Annotated in this window: 15 protein-coding genes; 8 read left to right on the top strand and 7 right to left on the bottom strand. The window is 39.0% G+C overall.

All coding sequences use genetic code 11. The features are described from left to right. Position 1: 1 nt before the first annotated feature. From DSM106972_RS41590 to DSM106972_RS41560, 7 genes are all read left to right on the top strand, one after another. Positions 2-1105, top strand: coding sequence for a T3SS effector HopA1 family protein (locus tag DSM106972_RS41590; RefSeq protein ID WP_127086205.1), 1104 nt, complete (start codon positions 2-4; stop codon positions 1103-1105). A 374-nt stretch (positions 1106-1479) separates the two neighbouring features. After that, a complete protein-coding gene (locus DSM106972_RS41585) occupies positions 1480-1668 on the top strand; it encodes a hypothetical protein (RefSeq protein ID WP_127086204.1) in 189 nt (62 codons plus the stop codon). Between the two features lie 106 nt (positions 1669-1774). Next, a complete protein-coding gene (locus tag DSM106972_RS41580; RefSeq protein WP_127086203.1) occupies positions 1775-1984 on the top strand; it encodes a hypothetical protein in 210 nt (69 codons plus the stop codon). 584 nt (positions 1985-2568) lie between these two features. Continuing rightward, on the top strand, positions 2569-2775 hold the full coding sequence (locus tag DSM106972_RS41575) for a hypothetical protein (protein WP_127086202.1): 207 nt from the start codon (positions 2569-2571) through the stop codon (positions 2773-2775). Positions 2776-2895: 120 nt separating this feature from the next. Then, the gene (locus DSM106972_RS41570) at positions 2896-3084 is read left to right on the top strand and encodes a hypothetical protein (RefSeq protein WP_127086201.1); all 189 of its coding nucleotides are present in this window, start codon (positions 2896-2898) and stop codon (positions 3082-3084) included. Positions 3085-3202: 118 nt separating this feature from the next. Next, positions 3203-3394, top strand: coding sequence for a hypothetical protein (locus tag DSM106972_RS41565; protein WP_127086200.1), 192 nt, complete (start codon positions 3203-3205; stop codon positions 3392-3394). Positions 3395-3584: 190 nt separating this feature from the next. After that, positions 3585-3782, top strand: coding sequence for a hypothetical protein (locus DSM106972_RS41560; protein ID WP_127086199.1), 198 nt, complete (start codon positions 3585-3587; stop codon positions 3780-3782). A gap of 156 nt (positions 3783-3938) precedes the next feature. Here the strand turns inward: DSM106972_RS41560 and DSM106972_RS41555 are convergent, their stop codons facing one another. The 5 genes from DSM106972_RS41555 to DSM106972_RS41535 all read right to left on the bottom strand — a co-directional run bounded on the left by DSM106972_RS41555 (position 3939) and on the right by DSM106972_RS41535 (position 12004). Next, a complete protein-coding gene (locus DSM106972_RS41555; RefSeq protein ID WP_127086198.1) occupies positions 3939-4682 on the bottom strand; it encodes a peptidylprolyl isomerase in 744 nt (247 codons plus the stop codon). Between the two features lie 76 nt (positions 4683-4758). Then, the gene (locus tag DSM106972_RS41550; RefSeq protein ID WP_411675391.1) at positions 4759-6237 is read right to left on the bottom strand and encodes a beta-barrel domain-containing protein; all 1479 of its coding nucleotides are present in this window, start codon (positions 6235-6237) and stop codon (positions 4759-4761) included. A gap of 83 nt (positions 6238-6320) precedes the next feature. Beyond that, positions 6321-9041 carry a peptidase domain-containing ABC transporter gene (locus DSM106972_RS41545; protein WP_127086196.1) on the bottom strand — a complete coding sequence of 907 codons (2721 nt, stop codon included), beginning with the start codon at positions 9039-9041 and terminating at the stop codon, positions 6321-6323. Next, positions 9038-9634: a helix-turn-helix domain-containing protein gene (locus tag DSM106972_RS41540; RefSeq protein WP_127086195.1), complete on the bottom strand. Its 597-nt coding sequence runs from the start codon at positions 9632-9634 to the stop codon at positions 9038-9040. Before DSM106972_RS41540 ends, DSM106972_RS41545 begins: the two co-directional genes overlap by 4 nt. A gap of 132 nt (positions 9635-9766) precedes the next feature. Beyond that, positions 9767-12004 (bottom strand): caspase family protein, encoded by a 2238-nt coding sequence (locus DSM106972_RS41535; protein ID WP_127086194.1) that lies wholly within the window; start codon positions 12002-12004, stop codon positions 9767-9769. Between the two features lie 171 nt (positions 12005-12175). On the opposite strand from DSM106972_RS41535, the gene DSM106972_RS41530 reads away from it, so the two are divergent. Beyond that, positions 12176-15832 (top strand): tetratricopeptide repeat protein, encoded by a 3657-nt coding sequence (locus DSM106972_RS41530; protein ID WP_127086193.1) that lies wholly within the window; start codon positions 12176-12178, stop codon positions 15830-15832. Positions 15833-16036: 204 nt separating this feature from the next. Here the strand turns inward: DSM106972_RS41530 and DSM106972_RS41525 are convergent, their stop codons facing one another. Both DSM106972_RS41525 and DSM106972_RS41520 read right to left on the bottom strand, forming a co-directional pair. Continuing rightward, entirely contained in the window at positions 16037-18121 is a 2085-nt protein-coding gene (locus DSM106972_RS41525) for a choice-of-anchor I family protein (RefSeq protein WP_127086192.1), read from the bottom strand. Positions 18122-18364: 243 nt separating this feature from the next. Further along, positions 18365-19319, bottom strand: a 955-nt coding sequence (locus tag DSM106972_RS41520) for a calcium-binding protein (RefSeq protein WP_267901216.1), incomplete at its 5' end; no start/stop codon positions are given.

Raw genomic sequence — 19319 nt, 5'->3', positions numbered from 1 at the left:
AATGGCACAATTACTGAATATTCCATCAAATCAATTAACTGGGCGATTGTTAGACGTTTTAGAAGATATCGTTAACAAAGTAGAAATTCATTCAGATTTCTCGATTCGCCATCCAGATTATAAAGCCTTAGAACTACCAGTTGAGGTTGTTGAGCGTTTTCAGAAACTACCTGAGCAAATGCAGCAGAAATATATGAGCTTGCAATTGCGTAGTTTTCTTTATGGCATTTATTACAATGGGTATTTGCAAAATATACTGGCGCCAAATGCAGATGAAAATAGTTTGCTCCTAGATATGGAGAATAATACATTTTTAGGAGTAAATTTAGAATTTTACCAGCAATTGCATGAAAGTAATTCCGGCGATGGTTACTTTGACCCCGGTTGGTCTGTTATCAAGGAAGAAGAGGATGGCACTTTAGCAGTAAAAAAGGGAGCTTTAAGACTACATATACATAGAGATAAGCACCTGCAACCTCATGAGCAATCTGCAACAGTTGGTGAAATAGTCGCAATTCGTTTACCAAAAAATGTAGTGCAAAATGGCTTTTACATGGCGGTAGCTAATGCAGGAATACACAGTCACCAAGACTCAGAAGAGCAATTAACACGTATCTACTTTAATTTCACATCGGTTGGAGCTGTGGAAGTTATGCGTGACTTAACCCAGCAGTTAAATGCTATTGCTCTTCCCTTTACTTTCAAAGTTCTCTATAATCCAAGCGATTATAAACGTTATGATGCTGGTGTATTATACTTTGATAAGAAAGATTTTCTAGCAGCTAGAGAAGTTTTAGAGCTTGTTTATCAGAAAAATCAATCGCATTTTGTACCTGAAATACCTTTATTTACCAAACAACTCGCACCGGGACTAGGTTTAGCAGAGGAACCCGACCAGAAATTTGGTACTCAAGAAAGTTTTGGCATGAATAGATGTCAAATTGTGGCGAATGGATTATTGGAAAGTTGGTATCAGAACGATAAGTCAGCAGCAGGGAAGATGAAGGCTATCCTTAAAGAGTTCTCGCAATTGGGTATTGATGTGGAACGGGCTTATTTGAATGCTGGTTCTGAGGATATTTATGAGTTCGTAGTTAGACTTTAGACCTCTTATTAGATGATTTAAGGGGCATCAAGCCCAACTATCAACAAAACCCTGTTTCTTACTTTAAAGTACAGGGTTTTTTATGATAAGCAAATAATAATTGAAATAGATTTTTCTATAAATAGCATAAGTAGAGTGTTTCAATTATATTCTGATTGTTATCACATAATCAATCACCCAGATAACAAATTAGCTTAAATACAATATGTGACGGGAATAAAAACACTATATCACGCATAAAAGTATAATTATTTTGTTCATTATTTATTGGATAAAACCTTGAAATTAGTAATGAAATAACAGATTATAGTAATAGGAAGAGGCGATTTAATGCCTATTCCTATTACACAACTTTAATGAATAAGGAAACTATAATGGCTACAATTTCTATTTCTAATCTAAATACCTCTGGCGCCGAATTATTTTTGGATACAGAAACCTATCTTCATGAACTGACAGATAGTGAACTCGATATGACGAAGGGTGGATGTATTTGTATTTCACCTATTTTTAAACCAACAACAATACTTAAAACTACTTCAATAGTATCTGTATTGCGATAGTACTTAGCTTTAGTAACTAGATGTTCTGTATCTTATTTTATTAAGATGCAGGCACTCATTTGCAATCATAAATAAACACACAACTTTCATTAGCAGTAAAACTTCAATGGCTAAAATTTATATTTCAAATCTAAGTATCTCTGGTGCTGAATTATTTGCAGATACAGAAACCTATCTTTATGAATTGACAGAAACCGAAATGGATATGACTAAAGGTGGATATTTTTATATTACTGCACCTACAGTAGGCCCGACAGATATAATGACTCCAATACCTAAATATCCTACGACTCTATTCCAACAGTTTCAACTCTAATACTATAGCAATCCTAAATGTAGAGACGCGAAATTTACCTGCGGTACACTCCGTGAACGCGTCTCTACACCGTTTGGATTTTACAAATGATTTAGAACTGCTATATAAGTCGTAATTGTTTAGAAATTAAATATTAATCTTATATACCTGTATCTTAATGTATTAAGATACGGGTTTTTAATTTAAAATACTTCTTGCTACCTTTTCAATTTATGCAGGACTTACGTAAAGAAACCTGGTTTCTACGCCAAATCGTCGTTTTTATTACAAGTCATCGACAAAGAAACCAGGTTTCTAGGATTTTTGCATAAGTCCTGTTATGTTTTCTAAGCTAATTGAACATAATGATTTAATTAGATTTTATATCCTTTATATAAATCTTGACAAAAACCACAAATAAGAGGATGTAAAATCGATTAATTTGAAGAAAAGATTAAGCCAGAAATATAACTATAACATTTTTGTTATTTAGTTATTGATTTAACCCTTGCAACTATCTATTAAATAACAGATTATAGTAATAGGAAGAGGAGATTAAAAGCTGATTCCAAACTCAAATACTTTAAATACGGAGCATAACGTCAATGGCTACTATTTCTATTTCTAACTTATCTGCAACTGGTGCTGACTTATTTGCTGATTCTGAAAGCTACCTTAATGAACTTACAGATTCTGAATTGAATGAAACTAAGGGCGGAAGTCTTTTTGCTACGGCTGTTTTTGTGATAGGTGTTGCAATAGGATACCAAGCAACCAAGGCAGTTACTGCGGTTGCTAAAAAATTAGTATAACAAGAAGAAATTACGCTGCTATAGCTAACACTTCTTTTAGGATAGGGTTTGGTAATAAAAAAATTCATCAAACCTATCCTATAAAAACTAACTCAAACTTAAATTGGGACTAAAATTATAATGGCTACTATTTCGATTTCTAATCTACGTGCAACTGGTGCTGACTTATTTGCTGATTCAGAAAGCTATCTGAGTGAACTTACAGATGCTGAGTTGAATGAAACTAAAGGTGGAAGTATTATTGCTGCTGCTGCTGTTTACGCAGCTGTTGTTATCACGACTGCAATTGCCGAAAGACTGTCGAGATAATCTACAGTTCTTTCAAAAAGAGCGTTCATGAGGATATATTTCGTGAACGCCTACCCTATAGAAGAACTGTAATGAATTAATCTGAACTAAAACATTTTGAATATGGAATACGACTTTAATGGCTAATATTTCGATTTCTAACCTACATGCCACTGGTGCTGACTTATTTGCTGATTCAGAAAGTTATCTTAATGAACTTACAGAAGCTGAACTGAGTAGTACAAAAGGTGGATTTTCTCCTAGCCCTATTACAATTCCAATTATACTGGCAAGTCCAGAGCTTATTAAACAGTTAAAGAAACTGCTGTAGATTATAACTTGTAGCTGTTGAAAAACGAACCAAGATTTAGTCTCAACAGCAAAAGTCTTAGTAATAATCTCTGATAATTCTGCGTATTTGCGCTTACTCAAGCCCCATCCTATTTAAATGATGGAAATGAGATAAGCAATTCAATATTTTAAGCAAGGTCAAACAATTTTGAATAAGGAGTACAAGTTTAATGGCTACAATTTCTATCTCCAATCTACGTAACTCTGGTGCCGAATTATTGATGGATTCAGAAAGCTATCTTAATGAACTTACAGAGACAGAGCTAAATATAACTAAAGGTGGAACTGGTAATAGCATTACTATTACACCCATTACTATTACTCCCATGACTCCAGACCTGACTCCAAGGTTAACTAAAGTGCAGTAAGATTAGTGTCTAAATTGCTCTAGATTTTAGTTTTAATCAAGTAAAACACTATATATCCTGTATCTTTATTATATTAAGATACAGGCATTTTTTATTTGAGATTATTTTGGAAACAAAAAACCTACCTTTTAATGGTAGGTTTTCTGGCTAATACTATTAAATAACTTCAAATTGCTCCAATACTGCAAATTGCTCTATTTGTTGTTTTAGCCATTCTGAGAACATATCAGACAAAATTGTAGCGCGTAATTTGTCATCTAAGTTAGGTTGAATTAACTCCTCAACGAAAATGAGATGAACTCCCTTGGAGGTGACTATGGGTTTGAGAAGTTGTGGTGGTTTAGCTGCAAAAACAGCAGCAGAAATTTCTGGCTTTAAATCTTTGCGGTGTACTATTCCTTTATACCCCCCTTTACGACGTAGTTCTTTATCTTCTATGTATTGGCGAGCAACGTCATGAAAGCTTATTTCATCTTCCTTTATCGCATAAAATAGCTCTATCGCGAGGTCTTCATCATCTAATACAACTTCGTACAGAGCGGCGCCTGCATAATTTAGCTGATCTTCAAAGAAGCAACGTTCAACTTTATCTGCAAACAAATGATTGGCTAATTGTGCAGAAATGAAGTTTGTGTAAGCGATTTGTTCAAAGTCATCTAAAGTCAGACTAAATTTTTCTAACCATGCCCAGGTATCCTCAGCTGTTTCGAGTTTACTTATTAATCGCAAAGCGTCTGCTGTTCGTTGGAGTGCTTCGTTGGTAACTTCGATGCCTGCTTCTTTTGCAGCGTTTGCAATCGCTTTACGAGTAATTATTTGCTCGATTATCTCAGGCATTTTGCAGGATAGTTTGATTTCGTGGATGATTTCTTCGTGGGTGATGGTGATTGTTTGTGTCATTATGTTGCTCCAAATGCTTCAAATATTTTGATTGATTGATTGACCGCACAGACAAAGGAGTACGCGGAAAGAGGGTTTACAATTTGAAGCCTCCTTTATCTAATTGTTTGAATGGGTCGAGGAGGAAGTCTATAATTCGTCTTTGACGAACTATTACTTCTGCCGTTGCTGTATCGCCGGGACGTAGAGGAATACATTGATTATTGCTAGGCATACAATCTTGTTTCAGGATAATTTCTAAGTTATATGCAGATATTTTTCCATTAGGTGTGTCCACATCTATAGTAGTAGGAGAAATATCTAGTAATTCTCCTTCGATAACGCCATAGTCTTGAAATGGATAGGCATCAAATTTTACTTTGACTGGTAATCCTTTTTTTAAAGAACCGCTTTCTGTTGTCGCCATTGTTGCCCGAATAATTAATGGAGAACCTTCGGGGGCGATTTCTGCTACCATTGTTCCAGGTTGGACTACTGAACCGGGACGTTGAATTGGTAGTTGGAAAACTTTACCTGTTATGGGCGATGTTATTTTCCTTTGCTGTAATTGTAATTGTAGGCTTTTTAGTTGGTTTCTACTTTGCGCGATTTCTGCATTTAATCCCATCATTTCTGTATCTAGATTTTTTATTTGTTCTTCACTTTTGAGAACAGCTAGCTTACCAGAGTGAATTAAGGTTTTATGGCTTCTTTGTTGTTCCTTTAAGCGTAAATATGCTTGTTCAATTTCAGCCTTGGCTTGACGAATAGTTCGTTCATAGTTACTTTGTTGTTCCGCTAAACGTAAGCCAGCTTGTTTAATATCAGACTGACTTTTTTCATATAGTCTTTGCCTTTCCTTGGCTATATCCTGCTTATCAACAACATTAATTTCCGGTACTGCTCCTAATTCCTTTAACTGGCGATAGCGTTCTACTTCTCGTTGGGCACTAGTTAAGCTACTTTCCATTAACTTGCTAGCTGTTTGAGTTTCTTCAATCGCTTGTTTTGCCTGATTGACTTGTGTTAACTTTTCTTCATTCTGAACTGTGTAAGAATTTTTTAAAGCGATAAAATTCTGTTGCGCTTGTTCAATTTGTGCCTGTTTTTCTAACTCTTGCGCTTGACTTTGTTGTTCTTGAGTTGATAGTGCTACAATTAATTGGTTTTTGAGAATCTTTAATTGAGAGTGTCTGTTTAACTGTCCTTCTAATTTATCCTTGCCTTGACGCAATTCCGATTGTACTAATTCTGAATCTAAAATTAATACAGGTTCTCCTGCTTTCACAGTTTCGCCTTCCTTAATCAAAACATTTGCAACAGTTCCTGCAACAGCAGTATCAAGTTTAACTGTTTTCCCTTTAGGTTCAAGTTTTCCCCTCGCTGCACCAGTCTCATCAACTTGAAATAACATCGCCCAAGGCAAAGCAATAGAAATAAAAAAGAATAAAAAATATAGTATTCCCCTCGTCCAAACTTGAGGTAAACTATTTAGTAAATCTTTAGTTACATCAGACCAATCATCATTAGCTTTTGATGATTCTTCAACAGCAGCATCTTCCGATAAATCCTGCATTACCCGTTCATTCCATGAATTAGACATATAGCGATTTTAGATTTTAGATTTTGGTTGGATTTGCGATTATTTAAGTTAACTGCTTAGAGGGTTAAGTCCTGCTGCTGATTAAGATAAAAATAATGTCCACGTTTCGCCATCAAATCTTCATGATTCCCACTTTCAATCAACACACCCTTATCAAGCACTAAAATCAAATCAGCATTTCGTACAGTAGATAAACGATGCGCGATTATCAAAGTAGTTCTATCCTTAAGAATAGTGCTTAAATTACGCTGAATAATTCTTTCTGACTCGGTATCTAAATGAGAAGTAGCCTCATCCATAATTAATAACTTAGGATTGCCCAACAACGCTCTAGCGATAGCAATACGTTGTCTTTGCCCACCAGATAGCAACCCACCACCTTCACCTATTTTGGTTTCATACCCCATTGGTAGCTTCTTAATAAACTCATCGGCGCCTGCTAATGTTGCAGCTTCGATAACTTCTGCCAAACTTGCCCCTGGATGCCCTAAAGTAATATTTTCTCGAATTGTTGAACCGAATAAAAAGGTATCTTGGTCAACTACCCCTACACAAGAACGTAATGAACGTAAGGAAATACTAGTAATATCATGTTCATCCACCAAAATCTTACCATCGCTGGCTGGATACAAACCTAAAACTAACTTAGAAATGGTAGTTTTTCCAGAACCACTGCGTCCTACCAGTGCTACCATTTGTCCTGCTTTGACTTCAAAACTGAGGTTTTCTAAAACATTAGTATCGCTTTCTGGATGATAGCGAAATGTCACATTATCAAAGCGAATATGCCCTTGAATAGGCGGTAAACTTTGTCTTGCTTGATATTGTAAATCCTCCTCCGGTTCGGTATCTAATACATCATTAATTCGTTCGACGGCGATTATTACTTCCTGTAGCTCATTCCACAATACAGTTAAGCGTTGAAATGGTGTAATGATATTTCCCAATAGCATATTAAATGCCACCAATTGACCAATAGTTAATTGGTTATGGATAACCTGATATGCACCAAACCATAGTAAGCCAGTAGTTACCAATGCTTGAATGGTGTTGCTAAATATTTGTAGCCTATTACCAATAACTTGCCCGGAAAAGTTAGCTTTTACTTCTTTATCTAATAATTCTTCCCAATGCCATCGCACTGTTTGTTCTACTGCTGTTGCCTTTACTGTTCTTACTCCGGTTAAAGCTTCAATTAAGTAACTACTTTCATGGGAAACAGCGCTAAATATTTCTCGTGAAATTTTTTGTAAAAAAGGTGTGGCAATCAAAGCCAAAATCGCAAATGGTGGTATAATCACTAATGCCAGTAAAGCCATTTTCCAACTATACCAAAACATTAATCCGACGTAGATAAAAACAGTTAGTAAATCTAGTAATATAGATAATGCTTCCCCTGAAAGAAAACGTTGAATTTTTCGGTTTTCCTGTAAGCGGGATACTATATCGCCAACATAACGAGTTTCAAAAAAGTTTAAGGGTAATCGGAAAGTATGGCGAATAAACCCAACAACTAATGCTAAATCTATTTTATTTGCTGTATGGTCGAGAAGGTATTGTCGTAACCCAGTCATCACTACACGGAATATACTAAAAATTAGTAATCCTAACCCAACAGCATTTAAAGTTAGTTCAGAACGTTGCACTACTACTCTATCTAGAATCAACTGGGTAAATAAAGGAGTGATAAGTCCAAATATTTGGATAAACACAGAAGCAATAAACACCTCAAACATGACCAAAGAGTGAGGCTTTATCAATTCAAAAAATTGCCAAAAAGGGGTAGTTGCTTCCTTGGTATTTTTAAACAAAACCGTAGGTTGCAATAATAAGGTATAACCAGTCCAACCTTGCTTAAATTCATCGTAGCTAAGGGTGCGTTGACCAATCGCAGGGTCGGCAACAATTACGTATTTCCGCGTCACTTCATAAAGAACAATGTAATGTTTGCCTTCCCAGTGAACAATTGCAGGTAATTTCTGTTTTGCCAACTGGTCAAGACTTGCTTTCACAGGTCGCGTACTAAAACCAATACTTTCTGCCGCAGCTGTTAACCCACGTAATGATGCACCATCTCGGTCAACGTTGGCAATATCCCGCAGGCGATTGACACTAAAACTTTTCCCCCAATAACGCGATACCATTACCAAACAAGCAGCCCCACAGTCAGAGGAACTTTGTTGAGCAAAAAACGGATAGCGATGGACAAAGCTTTGCCATAAATGCCCAACTTTTACGCTAGGGTTAGGAAAGTAGGCTTTGCTAATTTTTTTCTGACGCTTTGCTTCTGGATATATTTCTTCAGCGTAAGCATTAGATGACCCTACCCCGCCTTCAGCACCTCTCCCCGTGTGCGAACTGGGGGTGGGGTTTCCAAATTTCTTTGCCTTATCGCCCAAATATTCTCGAATTTGCGGATATTTAGCTATTAATGGCGATAATACCTCACCCGAAAGAAAACAAAGCTGTAAATTAACACTTGCTCTGGCACTATAGGGCATAAACCCAGCTTCCGGAAACAAAGTAAATTCTCCAAAGGAATCGCCTGCTTCCAAAGTTGCGATTAACTCACCTATATCATCAAGCAATCGCACCTTGCCAGTAATTACAATGTAAACACCTGGTTTAACTTCGCTTCCTTCCCAAAACTTACCAACTTTCGGAGTTAAAAACTTAGCTTGCTGTAAACAGCTTTTCCATTGCTGTTCTGAAAGAGAATATCCTAAAGTATTATTGAGCCGTTCTAAAGATAATTGCTCAGAGAGATTTTGTGTCATGAATTTGAGGAATCCGTTACGAATGGAGCGAATTTAATCGGTAAAATTTCAAAACTACTGTTTAAAGCAGTCGATTTGAGGTCAGAAATCGAAATTTGCGAACTATTGATTTGTTGATTAATGGTTTCTTTGACACAGTTGGGTTTTGGACGTGTAGATAACCCCATTTGTTTCAGCAGTCGGTTTATATGCTGGGGTGTCACATTAATTCCAAATTCCTTTGCCAAATGCCTACTTAACCAAGTTCCTGTCCACTGACGAAAAGAATAACCATAATCGCGAGGACTATTGCTAACCAGCTCCTTTAAACGTTCTAAATGCTGGTCATTAACGCTCTTACGGCGCCCAATTGGGCAATCCTGCCATTGGTGCGCCATTCCTGTACGGGCGATATGCGTCCAATGCCGCACCGTCGCCGCACAACACCCCAAAGTACGACAAATTTCTGCTTGAGTTTTACCCTCATCTGCCAGCAACATAATTTGAATACGCTGATGGTATGATTCTGTTAAATTATCTTGCAAGCTTTTTTCTAGTAATTTACGCTGGAATGGCGTTAAGAGTTTTCCGTTATTAATTTCGTAATGCGACATATTTGCTAAGTTATACTTGTGATTAGTAATTACTTTTAAGAACCTCTCCCCTCTTCCCTGGCAGGGAAGGGGCTAGGGGGTTAGCTCTCATACTACTTTACATACACTAAAATAAAATCCAATTCCGGAGTCTTAACTAACAACTTCAAAAGCTATCGTCATCGCTGCAATTTTTTTTGTATCAGCACCACGTATACCCGTTGTTAATTGAACTTCTTCAACATTAATTCCACCCCGATAACCGTTATCGAAATCTTCTAGTAATTTATCAGTTAAAGTTAAAAACTCATCATTGCTGGTCGTAAGGGGTCCACGGTCTTTCGCTTTGTTGCTAGCAATTTCTTTGAGTACTTTGAGTGAATTTCTTAATGGAGATACGCTAGCGATAATTAATGCCTCAGTAATTCCAAATGGTTTTACTACAGTTAGTTTAAAACCATCATCAATTCCAGGGACTAATCGCTTATCTTTAGCAATTAATAATGCTGCGTCGTCAGAAGCAGACCAGTCATTGGGAAATATTATTGCCATGTCACCAGCAGAACCAATTACTAAAATAGAAACATAAATAGGAACAGATTCGTGATTTTCTACTTCAAAGGTAATTTGTGTACCAACGAGTAATTTAGGAACTTCTCCATCTCTAATATTTACTGCTTTTTTAGGGTTTATACTTCCATCAGTTTGTTTAAGAATGCCACGGGTGGGAAGGGTTTCAACAATAACTTTTTTATTATCAGCAAGATTTAAAGAGGCTTTTACTTTAAGTTGTGATGTATTGTTATTGCCAACCATTTGCTTGACAACTCGCGCTGCTAAGAGTGATTTAAAATTAGGCTGTAAACGTTGTACCGCTGCTGGTATAGATTCTTTAGCGGCGCCGAAGGAATTGGGAACGATGCGATCTAATGAGGGTAAGAATAAACCTAAACTGCCGACAGCAGGTAGATTTACCACCTTAAATTTTTGTAATTGTTTATATCGCAATTCAGTCATGCGACCAAAGATATAATGAATTTCTTGCTGTCTTAAGGGTAAGGGTGTAATACGAGAAACTTGTTTTAAAGCTTGTTGAGCTTGGTTATTCCCATTACTATCAAAGCCATCATCCAAACCTATCTTCAAGGTTAAATTTACAGGAATACCACGAATTCTTTCCTGTAAAAGTGTCCCTGGTTGGAGCCTATAATTTCCCCTTGCTGCACTCAAAAATTTACCTTTTCCCATCAATCCCTGACGTGATTCTAGTTTTACCAGTCCTATTTCTTTACCATTGGCATCAATAACGGTAAAAGCAGAATCTTTATTAAAAGCTTCAATAGTTCGTATATCGATTCCACCCAACCATACTTCGACTTTATCGCCTGCTACTTGTGTAACTACTGCTTCGGCATAGGATGTTTTAAAAGGAGTAAAATAAATCGATGAATTGGAATTTTTTTTATTAATTTCCAACTCAGGTTCTTGGAAAATACCACTATTGCGTGATAGAATTCGTGTACTGCGATTAACATCAGCCAATCTTTTTGTCACTGGTTGATTAGCAGTCTGTTGCCAGAGATATTGAGTAAATAAATAGGTAAATGCCCCTGCATGGAAATCAGAAAAAGGTGCATCGGCTGCATATTGGTCACGTTTTGCAGAGGCGATGACAACACCTTTAGCGATACCTTGGCGCCGTAATTTAATAAATTCTTGAGGCGATAAATTTAAGCGTTTTAACCACTGTTTTTGATAGACAAACTCTTGAGGAAGGGCTTGAAATTTATTACCACCATCGCGAGAACGAATCATAAAATTTCCCCGTTTTGCTCCTCCAGAATGGCAACTATCAAGTACAACAGTAACATTATCGGTTTTCAGCGCATACATGAGTAAAAACAGCGTATGTCCCATAATGTCTTGCACCACCCCACCGGAGGCATTGTACCCAGAATCAATTGGAACAAGGGTGCTATTAAGACCATCAGGACTATCTTTATCTGGATCGACAACCTGCGAACCATGTCCAGAGAAGTGAAACACCACCGTATCACCAGGTTTTGCTTGGTTGATAAGATGTCCTTCAAAGGTAGTGAGGATATTTTGACGGGTAGCTTGTTCATCGGTAAGAATTTTAATATCCTTGGGATTAAAACCAAAGCGATGTATTAATAAGTGTTTTTGTAACAACACATCATTAACGCAGCCATTAAGGGGGTTTATCCCGTTAGTGTATGCATTAATACCAATTAGTAGGGCGAATCTACGCCCTCTATTTTGTGCTAAAGCTTGAGTATACTTATCCCCCTGTTGCATAATATCCAACTGGCTTAAACCCAGTGTTGCCAGGGTCGAACTAGCGAATTGGAGAAAATGGCGGCGTTTCATAAAAGTCAGGCATTTAGATTTTCTGGTCAATTATATTACTTCTGGTGATTTGGGGGGGTATGCAAATTGCAACACTTATGTTCTTACATACACGAATACAGAGATGTCGTTGCATCTAGTAGCAATATAATGTACTATATCAATCCCTCGGCTCGCTCGACTCACAAATATATGAATAATTTTCCATATAAGCTTATATTTGCCAATTTATTCTCAAAAAAATCTTATTCCTTGAAATTGCTATCTCGAACGCTTACGCTCGCTATGGCTTTGGGACTAGTAGTAAGTGTAACACAACAAGTTACAGGACAAGTTCAAACACCCCAGTCAGTTCAACAGGCGCCAGAATCACAAGAAGCAGAAATGCAAGAAGCTGATAAATTATATAAACAAGCATTTCAGTTATATGAACAAAAGAAATATATAGAAGCGATTCCCCTGGCAGAGAAAGCCATAGGTATGTTTGAACAAATACGGGGTAAGTCCCATCCTTTGGTAGGAATTAGCGTGGCTGGTTTAGCTCAAATCTACCGAGCGCAGGGAGATTTTGGCAAAGCTGAAACCTTGTATTTGCGCTCTCTCGATATTCTTGAGAAAGCATTTGGTAAAGAACATCCTGAACTCACAACAATTCTTAATGGCTTGGCAGGACTTTACCGGGCGAAGGGAAATTACGCTAAAGCGGAACCTTTATACTTACGAACGCTCGTGATTAATGAGAAGGTTTCAGGTAAAGAACATCCTGATGTGGCAAAAAGCCTGAATAATTTGGCTGAACTTTACCGAGCGCAGGGGAATTATACCAGAGCCGAACCTTTGTACTTACGTTCGCTTGCGATTTTAGAGAAGGTTTTGGGTAAAGAACATCCTGATGTGGCAAAAAGCCTGAATAATTTGGCTGAACTTTACCGAGTGCAGGGGAATTATATCAAATCCGAACCTTTGTACTTACGTTCGCTTGCGATTTTAGAGAAGGTTCGGGGTAAAGAACATCCTGATATGGCAACTAGTCTACATAATTTAGCAGAGCTTTATCTCTCATTAGGAAATTATAGTAAAGCTGAGTCCAATTCCCTACGAGCGCTCGCAATTCGCGAGAAAGTTCTGGGTGTGGAACACCCCGCAGTGGCAAATAGCCTAAATAATTTAGCTAGCCTTTATCAATTACAAGGAAATTATGCCAAAGCTGAACTTTTGTACTTACGCTCGCTTGTGATTTTAGAGAAAGTTTTGGGCAAAGAACATGGTCAAGTGGCAACGAGCCTAAATAATTTAGCTAACTTTTATCAATTACAAGGAAATTATGCCAAAGCCGAATCATTTTACTTACGTTCACTTGCGATTAGTGAGAAGGTTTTAGGTAAAGAACATCCGAATGTGGCACTTAGCCTAAATAGTTTGGCTTTACTTTATCAGTCACAGGGGAATTACGTCAAAGCCGAACTTTTGTACCTACAAGCGATCGAGATTCAACAGAAGGTTTTAGGTAAAGAACATCCCGAAGTGGCAAACGTCCTACATAACTTAGCTTTACTCTACGATGCACAGGGTAATTATGCAAAAGCCCAACCTCTGTTATTGCGATCTCTTGCAATTCGTGAGAAGGTTTTGGGTAAAGAACATCCTGATGTGGCAGCTAGTTTGAATAATTTGGCTGCACTTTATGAAATACGGGAAGATGATAGCAAAGTTGAACCTCTTTTGGTGAGATCGCTGGCTATTTTGGAGAAAGCACTCGGTCGAGAACATCCATCTGTGGCAATTAGTGTGAATAATTTGGCATCAGTTTATCAATCACAAGGGAAATATAGCAAAGCCGAACCCTTGTTATTGCGTTCGCTCGCAATTCAAGAGAAGGCTTTGGGCAAAGAACATCCTGATGTGGCAATTAGCCTGAATAATTTAGCATCACTTTATCAATCACAGGGGAATTATGATAAAGCCGAACCTTTGTTACTACGCTCTCTTGCTATTTGGGAGAAAACATTCGGTCAGGAACATCCTGATGTGGCACTAAGCCTGAGTAATTTATCAATACTTTCCTGGAGAAAAGGAGATATCGCCCGCACCACTAATTTTCTCACCCGTGCGCTTGCGGTTAACGAAAAAAACTTGCAATTGATTTATGCTGTGGGTTCAGAACAAAGAAAACAAAATTACGTGCAAACCTTCACTGGAAGCACTAACTCTGTTGTTTCCCTGGCTCTACAACAATCAACTAAAAACCCGACCCTTAGTAAATTAGCCTTGACCACTATTCTCCGTCGCAAAGGACGGGTACTGGATGCGATGACTGATACTGTGCAAACATTACAAACTCAGTTAGCAGACAATCCGGACACTAAAAAATTGTTTGATGAATGGTTAGGTGTGCAACAACAACTAGCAAACCTAGTATATCAGGGAGCCGGAGAGCAAAAATTTGAGATTTACCAACAGCAAATCAAACAACTAGAAGCTAATAAGGAACGACTAGAAGAACAAGTCAGTGCAAAAAGTGCCGAGTTTCGCAAAGAAATTCAAACTGTGGAATTAGCTGATATCCAAGTCCAAATTCCAACTGATGCAGCAATGGTAGAGATTGTCCTGTATAAACCATTCAATCTTAAGGCAAAAAAAGACAGCGAAAAATGGGGTCAATCACGTTACGCTGCGGTGGTGTTGCGTGCGACAGGGGAGCCAAAGTGGGTTGATTTAGGCGATAGTGCAATTATCGATAAGTCGGTGGCTAATTTTCGTCAGGTATTAGCAACTGCCCCACCTACAAGCAACCGGGGAATTGATGTGACTCCAATTGAAGGAAAAAATCGAACATCGCAACTCCAAGAACTTGCCCGCAGTTTGGATAAGCAAGTTATGGCGCCTATCCGTCCGTTGTTGGGAAATGCACGTCATCTGTTATTATCACCTGATGGACAGTTAAACCTTATACCTTTTGAAGCACTCAAAGACGAGCAAAATAAATATCTCGTTGAAAATTACGCTTTCTCTTACCTAACTACTGGTAGAGATTTACTGCGTTTAGACACCACAGCCAAACAACTTTCCAATCCTGTAGTTTTTGCTGATATTAACTACGAACAACAAGGAACAGTTATCGCCTCACAATCCCGTAGTTCCAAAAATCAGCGTTCTATTGACTTTGATAATCTCAAATTTGGCTCACTGGCAGCAACTTATGAAGAAGGTCAACAAATCAAAAAAATCTTTCCCAACACAAATATTATCACAGGTAAAAACGCAACAGAAACCGCGATTAAGCAACTAAAATCTCCTAATATTTTACACTTAGCCACCCACGGGTTCTTTTTACCTAATAAAGAAATTAAGCCGATTTCAAGCGCTATAACTGACTTAAATAATCAACGAGAACAAAGCAAATATTTAAATTTAGAAAATCCCCTGTTACGTTCGGGTTTAGCATTGGCAGGATTTAACAACCGCCAAAACAAACGAACCAATAACACCGAAGATGGGGTTCTCACTGCCTTAGAAGTTGCTGGGTTAAATTTACGAGGAACCCAACTAGTTATATTATCTGCCTGCGAAACAGGACTTGGAAATGTTAAAACAGGCGATGGTGTCTATGGTTTGCGTCGAGCTTTGGTCATCGCTGGAACTCAAAGCCAACTATTAAGCTTATGGAAAGTTGATGATGCAGGAACTAAAGATTTAATGGTAAAATATTATAAAAACATTAAAGCTAAAAAAGGAAGACATGTAGCATTACGAGAAGTGCAATTAGAATTTTTAAAGAACCCAAAATACCAGCACCCTTATTATTGGGCAAGCTTTATTCCTTCTGGTAATTGGAAGGAAATTAAATGATTTATGAGACGCGGTGCGCGACAATAGCAGTAATTTGCGATTGAATCTGGTTAAGTATAAAAATTTTATGTCTTTGTGGGGTTGACAAAATTGGCGCCGTTTGAAAGAGCCTATGTTAAGGGAGCATTCTCGTTGATGGCGCCGTGGTGTCAGATTTCCGACGTGCGTAAAACTTGTCGGGAATCTTGCAGCTAGTTAAAAAAGTTAAAAGATAAAGTCGGTAGCATCAACATTGGTGGCAATGAAGTTTTCTAGGGTTATCGTATCTGTACCGAACAGCGAACTGGAAATCACTGTGTTTGCGCTATTTTGGGTAACAGTCAAAGCTCCGAAACTAGTCGCAAATACCTTTAGATCGATTTTGTCTGCACCATTGGCGAAACCGTTAATACTATCGTTGCCAAAACCCGATGCAAAGATAAAGGTGTCGTTGCCAGATGCAGCATTCATGGTATCGTTACCAGCACCACCAATTAGAGTATCAGCACCAGTTCCACCATTAAGGATATCATTACCAGCACCGCCGAACAATCTGTCATCGCCATTATCTCCGGTAATCGTATCGCTGTCAGCCCCACCGTAGATAATATCATTTCCATTGCCACCGAAGATGCTATTTACCCCCGATTCTCCAAAAAGCAAATCGTTGCCGTTGTTCCCGTTAATAGTATCATCGCCGGCGCCACCATAAATGACATCATTTCCATTGTCGCCGAAGATGCTATCGTTTCCTCCCAAACCACTAATGAAATCGTTTTGATTAGAACCGTTCAAAGTGTCTTCTTGTTCAGTACCAACAATCCCACCCGTATCGTTAGGTGCTATGGCGTAAGTTGTAGTGCTACCGCTAATTTCATTGGTGACGACTAATAAGGGCAAACCAGTAGGACTATCTGCGGCGGAAATGAAGGTCAAGCCTTCAGGTCCCAAGTCACCTGCGGTTGGTAGTTGCACATTTTGGTTGAAGTCGCGGTTGTTGAGGTATTGGACAAATTGTGGGCTATTTGGATTCGTTATATCGTAGACCATCACCCCACCGATGCGTTCCAAACCGATGAAACTGTACGTGCGGTCATCAACTTGACCAACTACTATACCTTCTGGTTCGGGACCCTTGTTGTCGCTGCGGTTATCAAAAGTATTATTGTCGTTGCTGGCATTAAAGTTAGCAGCCAATTGCTGGGCGGTAATTTGCTCGAAGTCGTCACCACTGTCGTAAACTAAGTTACCCTGGCTATCCCAAATCGAAAATGAGCGAGTACCGTAAGCATAAAGCTTGTCGTAGTCGCCGTCGCCGTCAGTGTCGCCATCAATACTAGACACACTCAAACGTCCGAGGTTTTGGTCTAATTTTAAGGTCGCAGCATCAGGAAAGACTGTTGGATCGAGTGTTAAATTCCTGACACTTCTGTTTTCACCCCTATCGTCCCCTTCATTTGCCGTCACGTAGTAGGTCTGACCGTTGGCACTGAAAGTTGAGATCGCGTCAGGCATATACATCCCGAAAACAGGCCATGTATTTATATTGATGGCATTATCGCGGTCGCTGGCATCAAGTCCGTTCCCCACTAAGCTATGGTCTTTCAAGCCTAATGGTTGCAGTGCGGTAACTGTTGCGGTGGCAATATCGATTACAGCAACGGTATTATTTTCCTGCAATGTCACGTATGCTTTCTGCCCATCGGGAGAAACTGCAATATATTCTGGCTCCAAATCCTGTGCAGCAGTCTTGTCCGGAAAAATACGAACACCATCTGCCCGTAGTTGAGCCTCTGAGCCATTAAAGCTCGCGAAGCTTGCTGTTGTGACATTAGCTTGAGTGAGATTGTTAACCCCACCTGATAAGTCAATGATACTGACCGAACCATCAGGGTCAACAGTACCGGGTTCACCTTCATTGGCAACTAGCACTTTGCTGCCATCAGGAGTAAAGGTTAACATATCCGGCAACGACCCCACTTGTACATCTTTTAAATAAGTGCCATTAGTATCGTAGAATACAACCTTGCCGGGGTTAGTTTTATCCACAGCTTCCACAGCCACTGCTATAGTGCCATTTTTGGCAGTAACGCTATTAGCAACAGCACCGAACGAACCGACAGCAATCTGACTAATTTTGGCCGGACTTGTGGGGTCACTGAGGTCCAGAATATCAATAGTGGCGGTTTGTGCATTGACTACGAACAGCCGCTTGGATGCAGAGTCGTAAGCTGAAATTTCCGCCGCACCTTGGTTAAATACTCCGGTTGTATATTTACCAATTTCTGTGAGTTTAATGGTATTTGCCATACTGTGATGATACTGTTTTATGTAAGTGATATTACTGTGTTAGGACAAGTTAAAGCAAAATTATTTTTGTCAATAGTATTTACACTGAAAAAGAGCAAAATATTTGAGTATTTCAATTTGACTTAAATGAAAATTGCTGTAACTCACATCTTGCACCAGTCCAAGAAACCGGGCTTCTTGAGAAAGTTTGCTAGAAACCCCTAGTTTTTCGTTCATATGCCCGGTTTCTTGAAAGTTAAGGATTTATGAGAATAAAAAGGTCGTATTTGCTGAGTCAATAATGTTGGAGCTGATATCCGCTTGGGTAAAGCTGGTGCCAATCAAGGTAATTAACAGGTCTCCTGTTGTGCCAAATCCTGCGTTGCCAGCAATGCCGTCGCTGACTCTAAACTGAGTATTAGTGCCATTAGCAGTGTTAACAAGCCGCACGTCAATAGCAGTAAAACCATTGAAGGAAAGGAAATCTCCCCCTGTTGCTGTGACAAATCCATTAACTCGATCGCTACCATCACCCAAGGTATAGCTAATGGTATCGCTGCCTATACCACCGGTAATTGTGTCATTACCAATACCGCCGACCAAAATATCATTACCATCAGCGCCAGTCAGGACATCATTGCCTGCCCCACCCGTAAGGGTATCAGCGCCAATTCCACCGTTGAGGGTGTCATCACCATCACCCCCATCAAGGTTATCATTACCACCTGCTCCAGTTAGGACATCGGCGCCACCGTTACCAAAGAGAATATCACTGCCACCAAGTCCATTGAGGGTGTTGTCAGCTTCATTACCAGTAATGGTGTTAGCAACTCCATTGCCTGTACCTATTTGGGCTGTACCCAACAAGATCAGGTTTTCTAAGTTATCACCTAGGGTATAGTCCAGGCTTGATTGAACTGTATCTATTCCTTCATCGAGGTTTTCTGCGATCACATCTCCTGTACTATCGACTATGTATGTATCGTTACCCAAACCACCAGTGGTGGTGTCATTGCCTGCACCGCCATCAAGGAAGTCATTGCCGCCACTACCATTGAGAACGTCATCACCTATACCACCATTCATGGTATCAGCACCTGCACCGCCATCAAGGAAGTCATTGCCTTCGCCACCAGAAAGCGAGTCAATTCCGTTACCACCAGTTAGGGAATCATCGCCTATACCACCATCAATGGTATCAGCACCTAAACCGCCACTC

Origin of the sequence: Dulcicalothrix desertica PCC 7102 (assembly GCF_003991905.1) — a bacterium.
GTDB classification, from domain to species: Bacteria; Cyanobacteriota; Cyanobacteriia; order Cyanobacteriales; family Nostocaceae; genus Dulcicalothrix; species Dulcicalothrix desertica.
The sequence above is the reverse complement of the archived record's forward strand: the minus strand, read 5'-3'. Positions and strand labels throughout refer to the sequence as shown.

What these genes read in the sequence shown, in the direction of transcription:
- DSM106972_RS41590 (WP_127086205.1), top strand. Translation starts at nt 2, where the DNA reads ATGGCACAATTACTGAATATTCCATCAAATCAATTAACTGGGCGATTG.
- DSM106972_RS41585 (WP_127086204.1), top strand. Translation starts at nt 1,480, where the DNA reads ATGGCTACAATTTCTATTTCTAATCTAAATACCTCTGGCGCCGAATTA.
- DSM106972_RS41580 (WP_127086203.1), top strand. Translation starts at nt 1,775, where the DNA reads ATGGCTAAAATTTATATTTCAAATCTAAGTATCTCTGGTGCTGAATTA.
- DSM106972_RS41575 (WP_127086202.1), top strand. Translation starts at nt 2,569, where the DNA reads ATGGCTACTATTTCTATTTCTAACTTATCTGCAACTGGTGCTGACTTA.
- DSM106972_RS41570 (WP_127086201.1), top strand. Translation starts at nt 2,896, where the DNA reads ATGGCTACTATTTCGATTTCTAATCTACGTGCAACTGGTGCTGACTTA.
- DSM106972_RS41565 (WP_127086200.1), top strand. Translation starts at nt 3,203, where the DNA reads ATGGCTAATATTTCGATTTCTAACCTACATGCCACTGGTGCTGACTTA.
- DSM106972_RS41560 (WP_127086199.1), top strand. Translation starts at nt 3,585, where the DNA reads ATGGCTACAATTTCTATCTCCAATCTACGTAACTCTGGTGCCGAATTA.
- DSM106972_RS41555 (WP_127086198.1), bottom strand. Translation starts at nt 4,682, where the DNA reads ATGACACAAACAATCACCATCACCCACGAAGAAATCATCCACGAAATC.
- DSM106972_RS41550 (WP_411675391.1), bottom strand. Translation starts at nt 6,237, where the DNA reads ATGCAGGATTTATCGGAAGATGCTGCTGTTGAAGAATCATCAAAAGCT.
- DSM106972_RS41545 (WP_127086196.1), bottom strand. Translation starts at nt 9,041, where the DNA reads ATGACACAAAATCTCTCTGAGCAATTATCTTTAGAACGGCTCAATAAT.
- DSM106972_RS41540 (WP_127086195.1), bottom strand. Translation starts at nt 9,634, where the DNA reads ATGTCGCATTACGAAATTAATAACGGAAAACTCTTAACGCCATTCCAG.
- DSM106972_RS41535 (WP_127086194.1), bottom strand. Translation starts at nt 12,004, where the DNA reads ATGAAACGCCGCCATTTTCTCCAATTCGCTAGTTCGACCCTGGCAACA.
- DSM106972_RS41530 (WP_127086193.1), top strand. Translation starts at nt 12,176, where the DNA reads ATGAATAATTTTCCATATAAGCTTATATTTGCCAATTTATTCTCAAAA.
- DSM106972_RS41525 (WP_127086192.1), bottom strand. Translation starts at nt 18,121, where the DNA reads ATGGCAAATACCATTAAACTCACAGAAATTGGTAAATATACAACCGGA.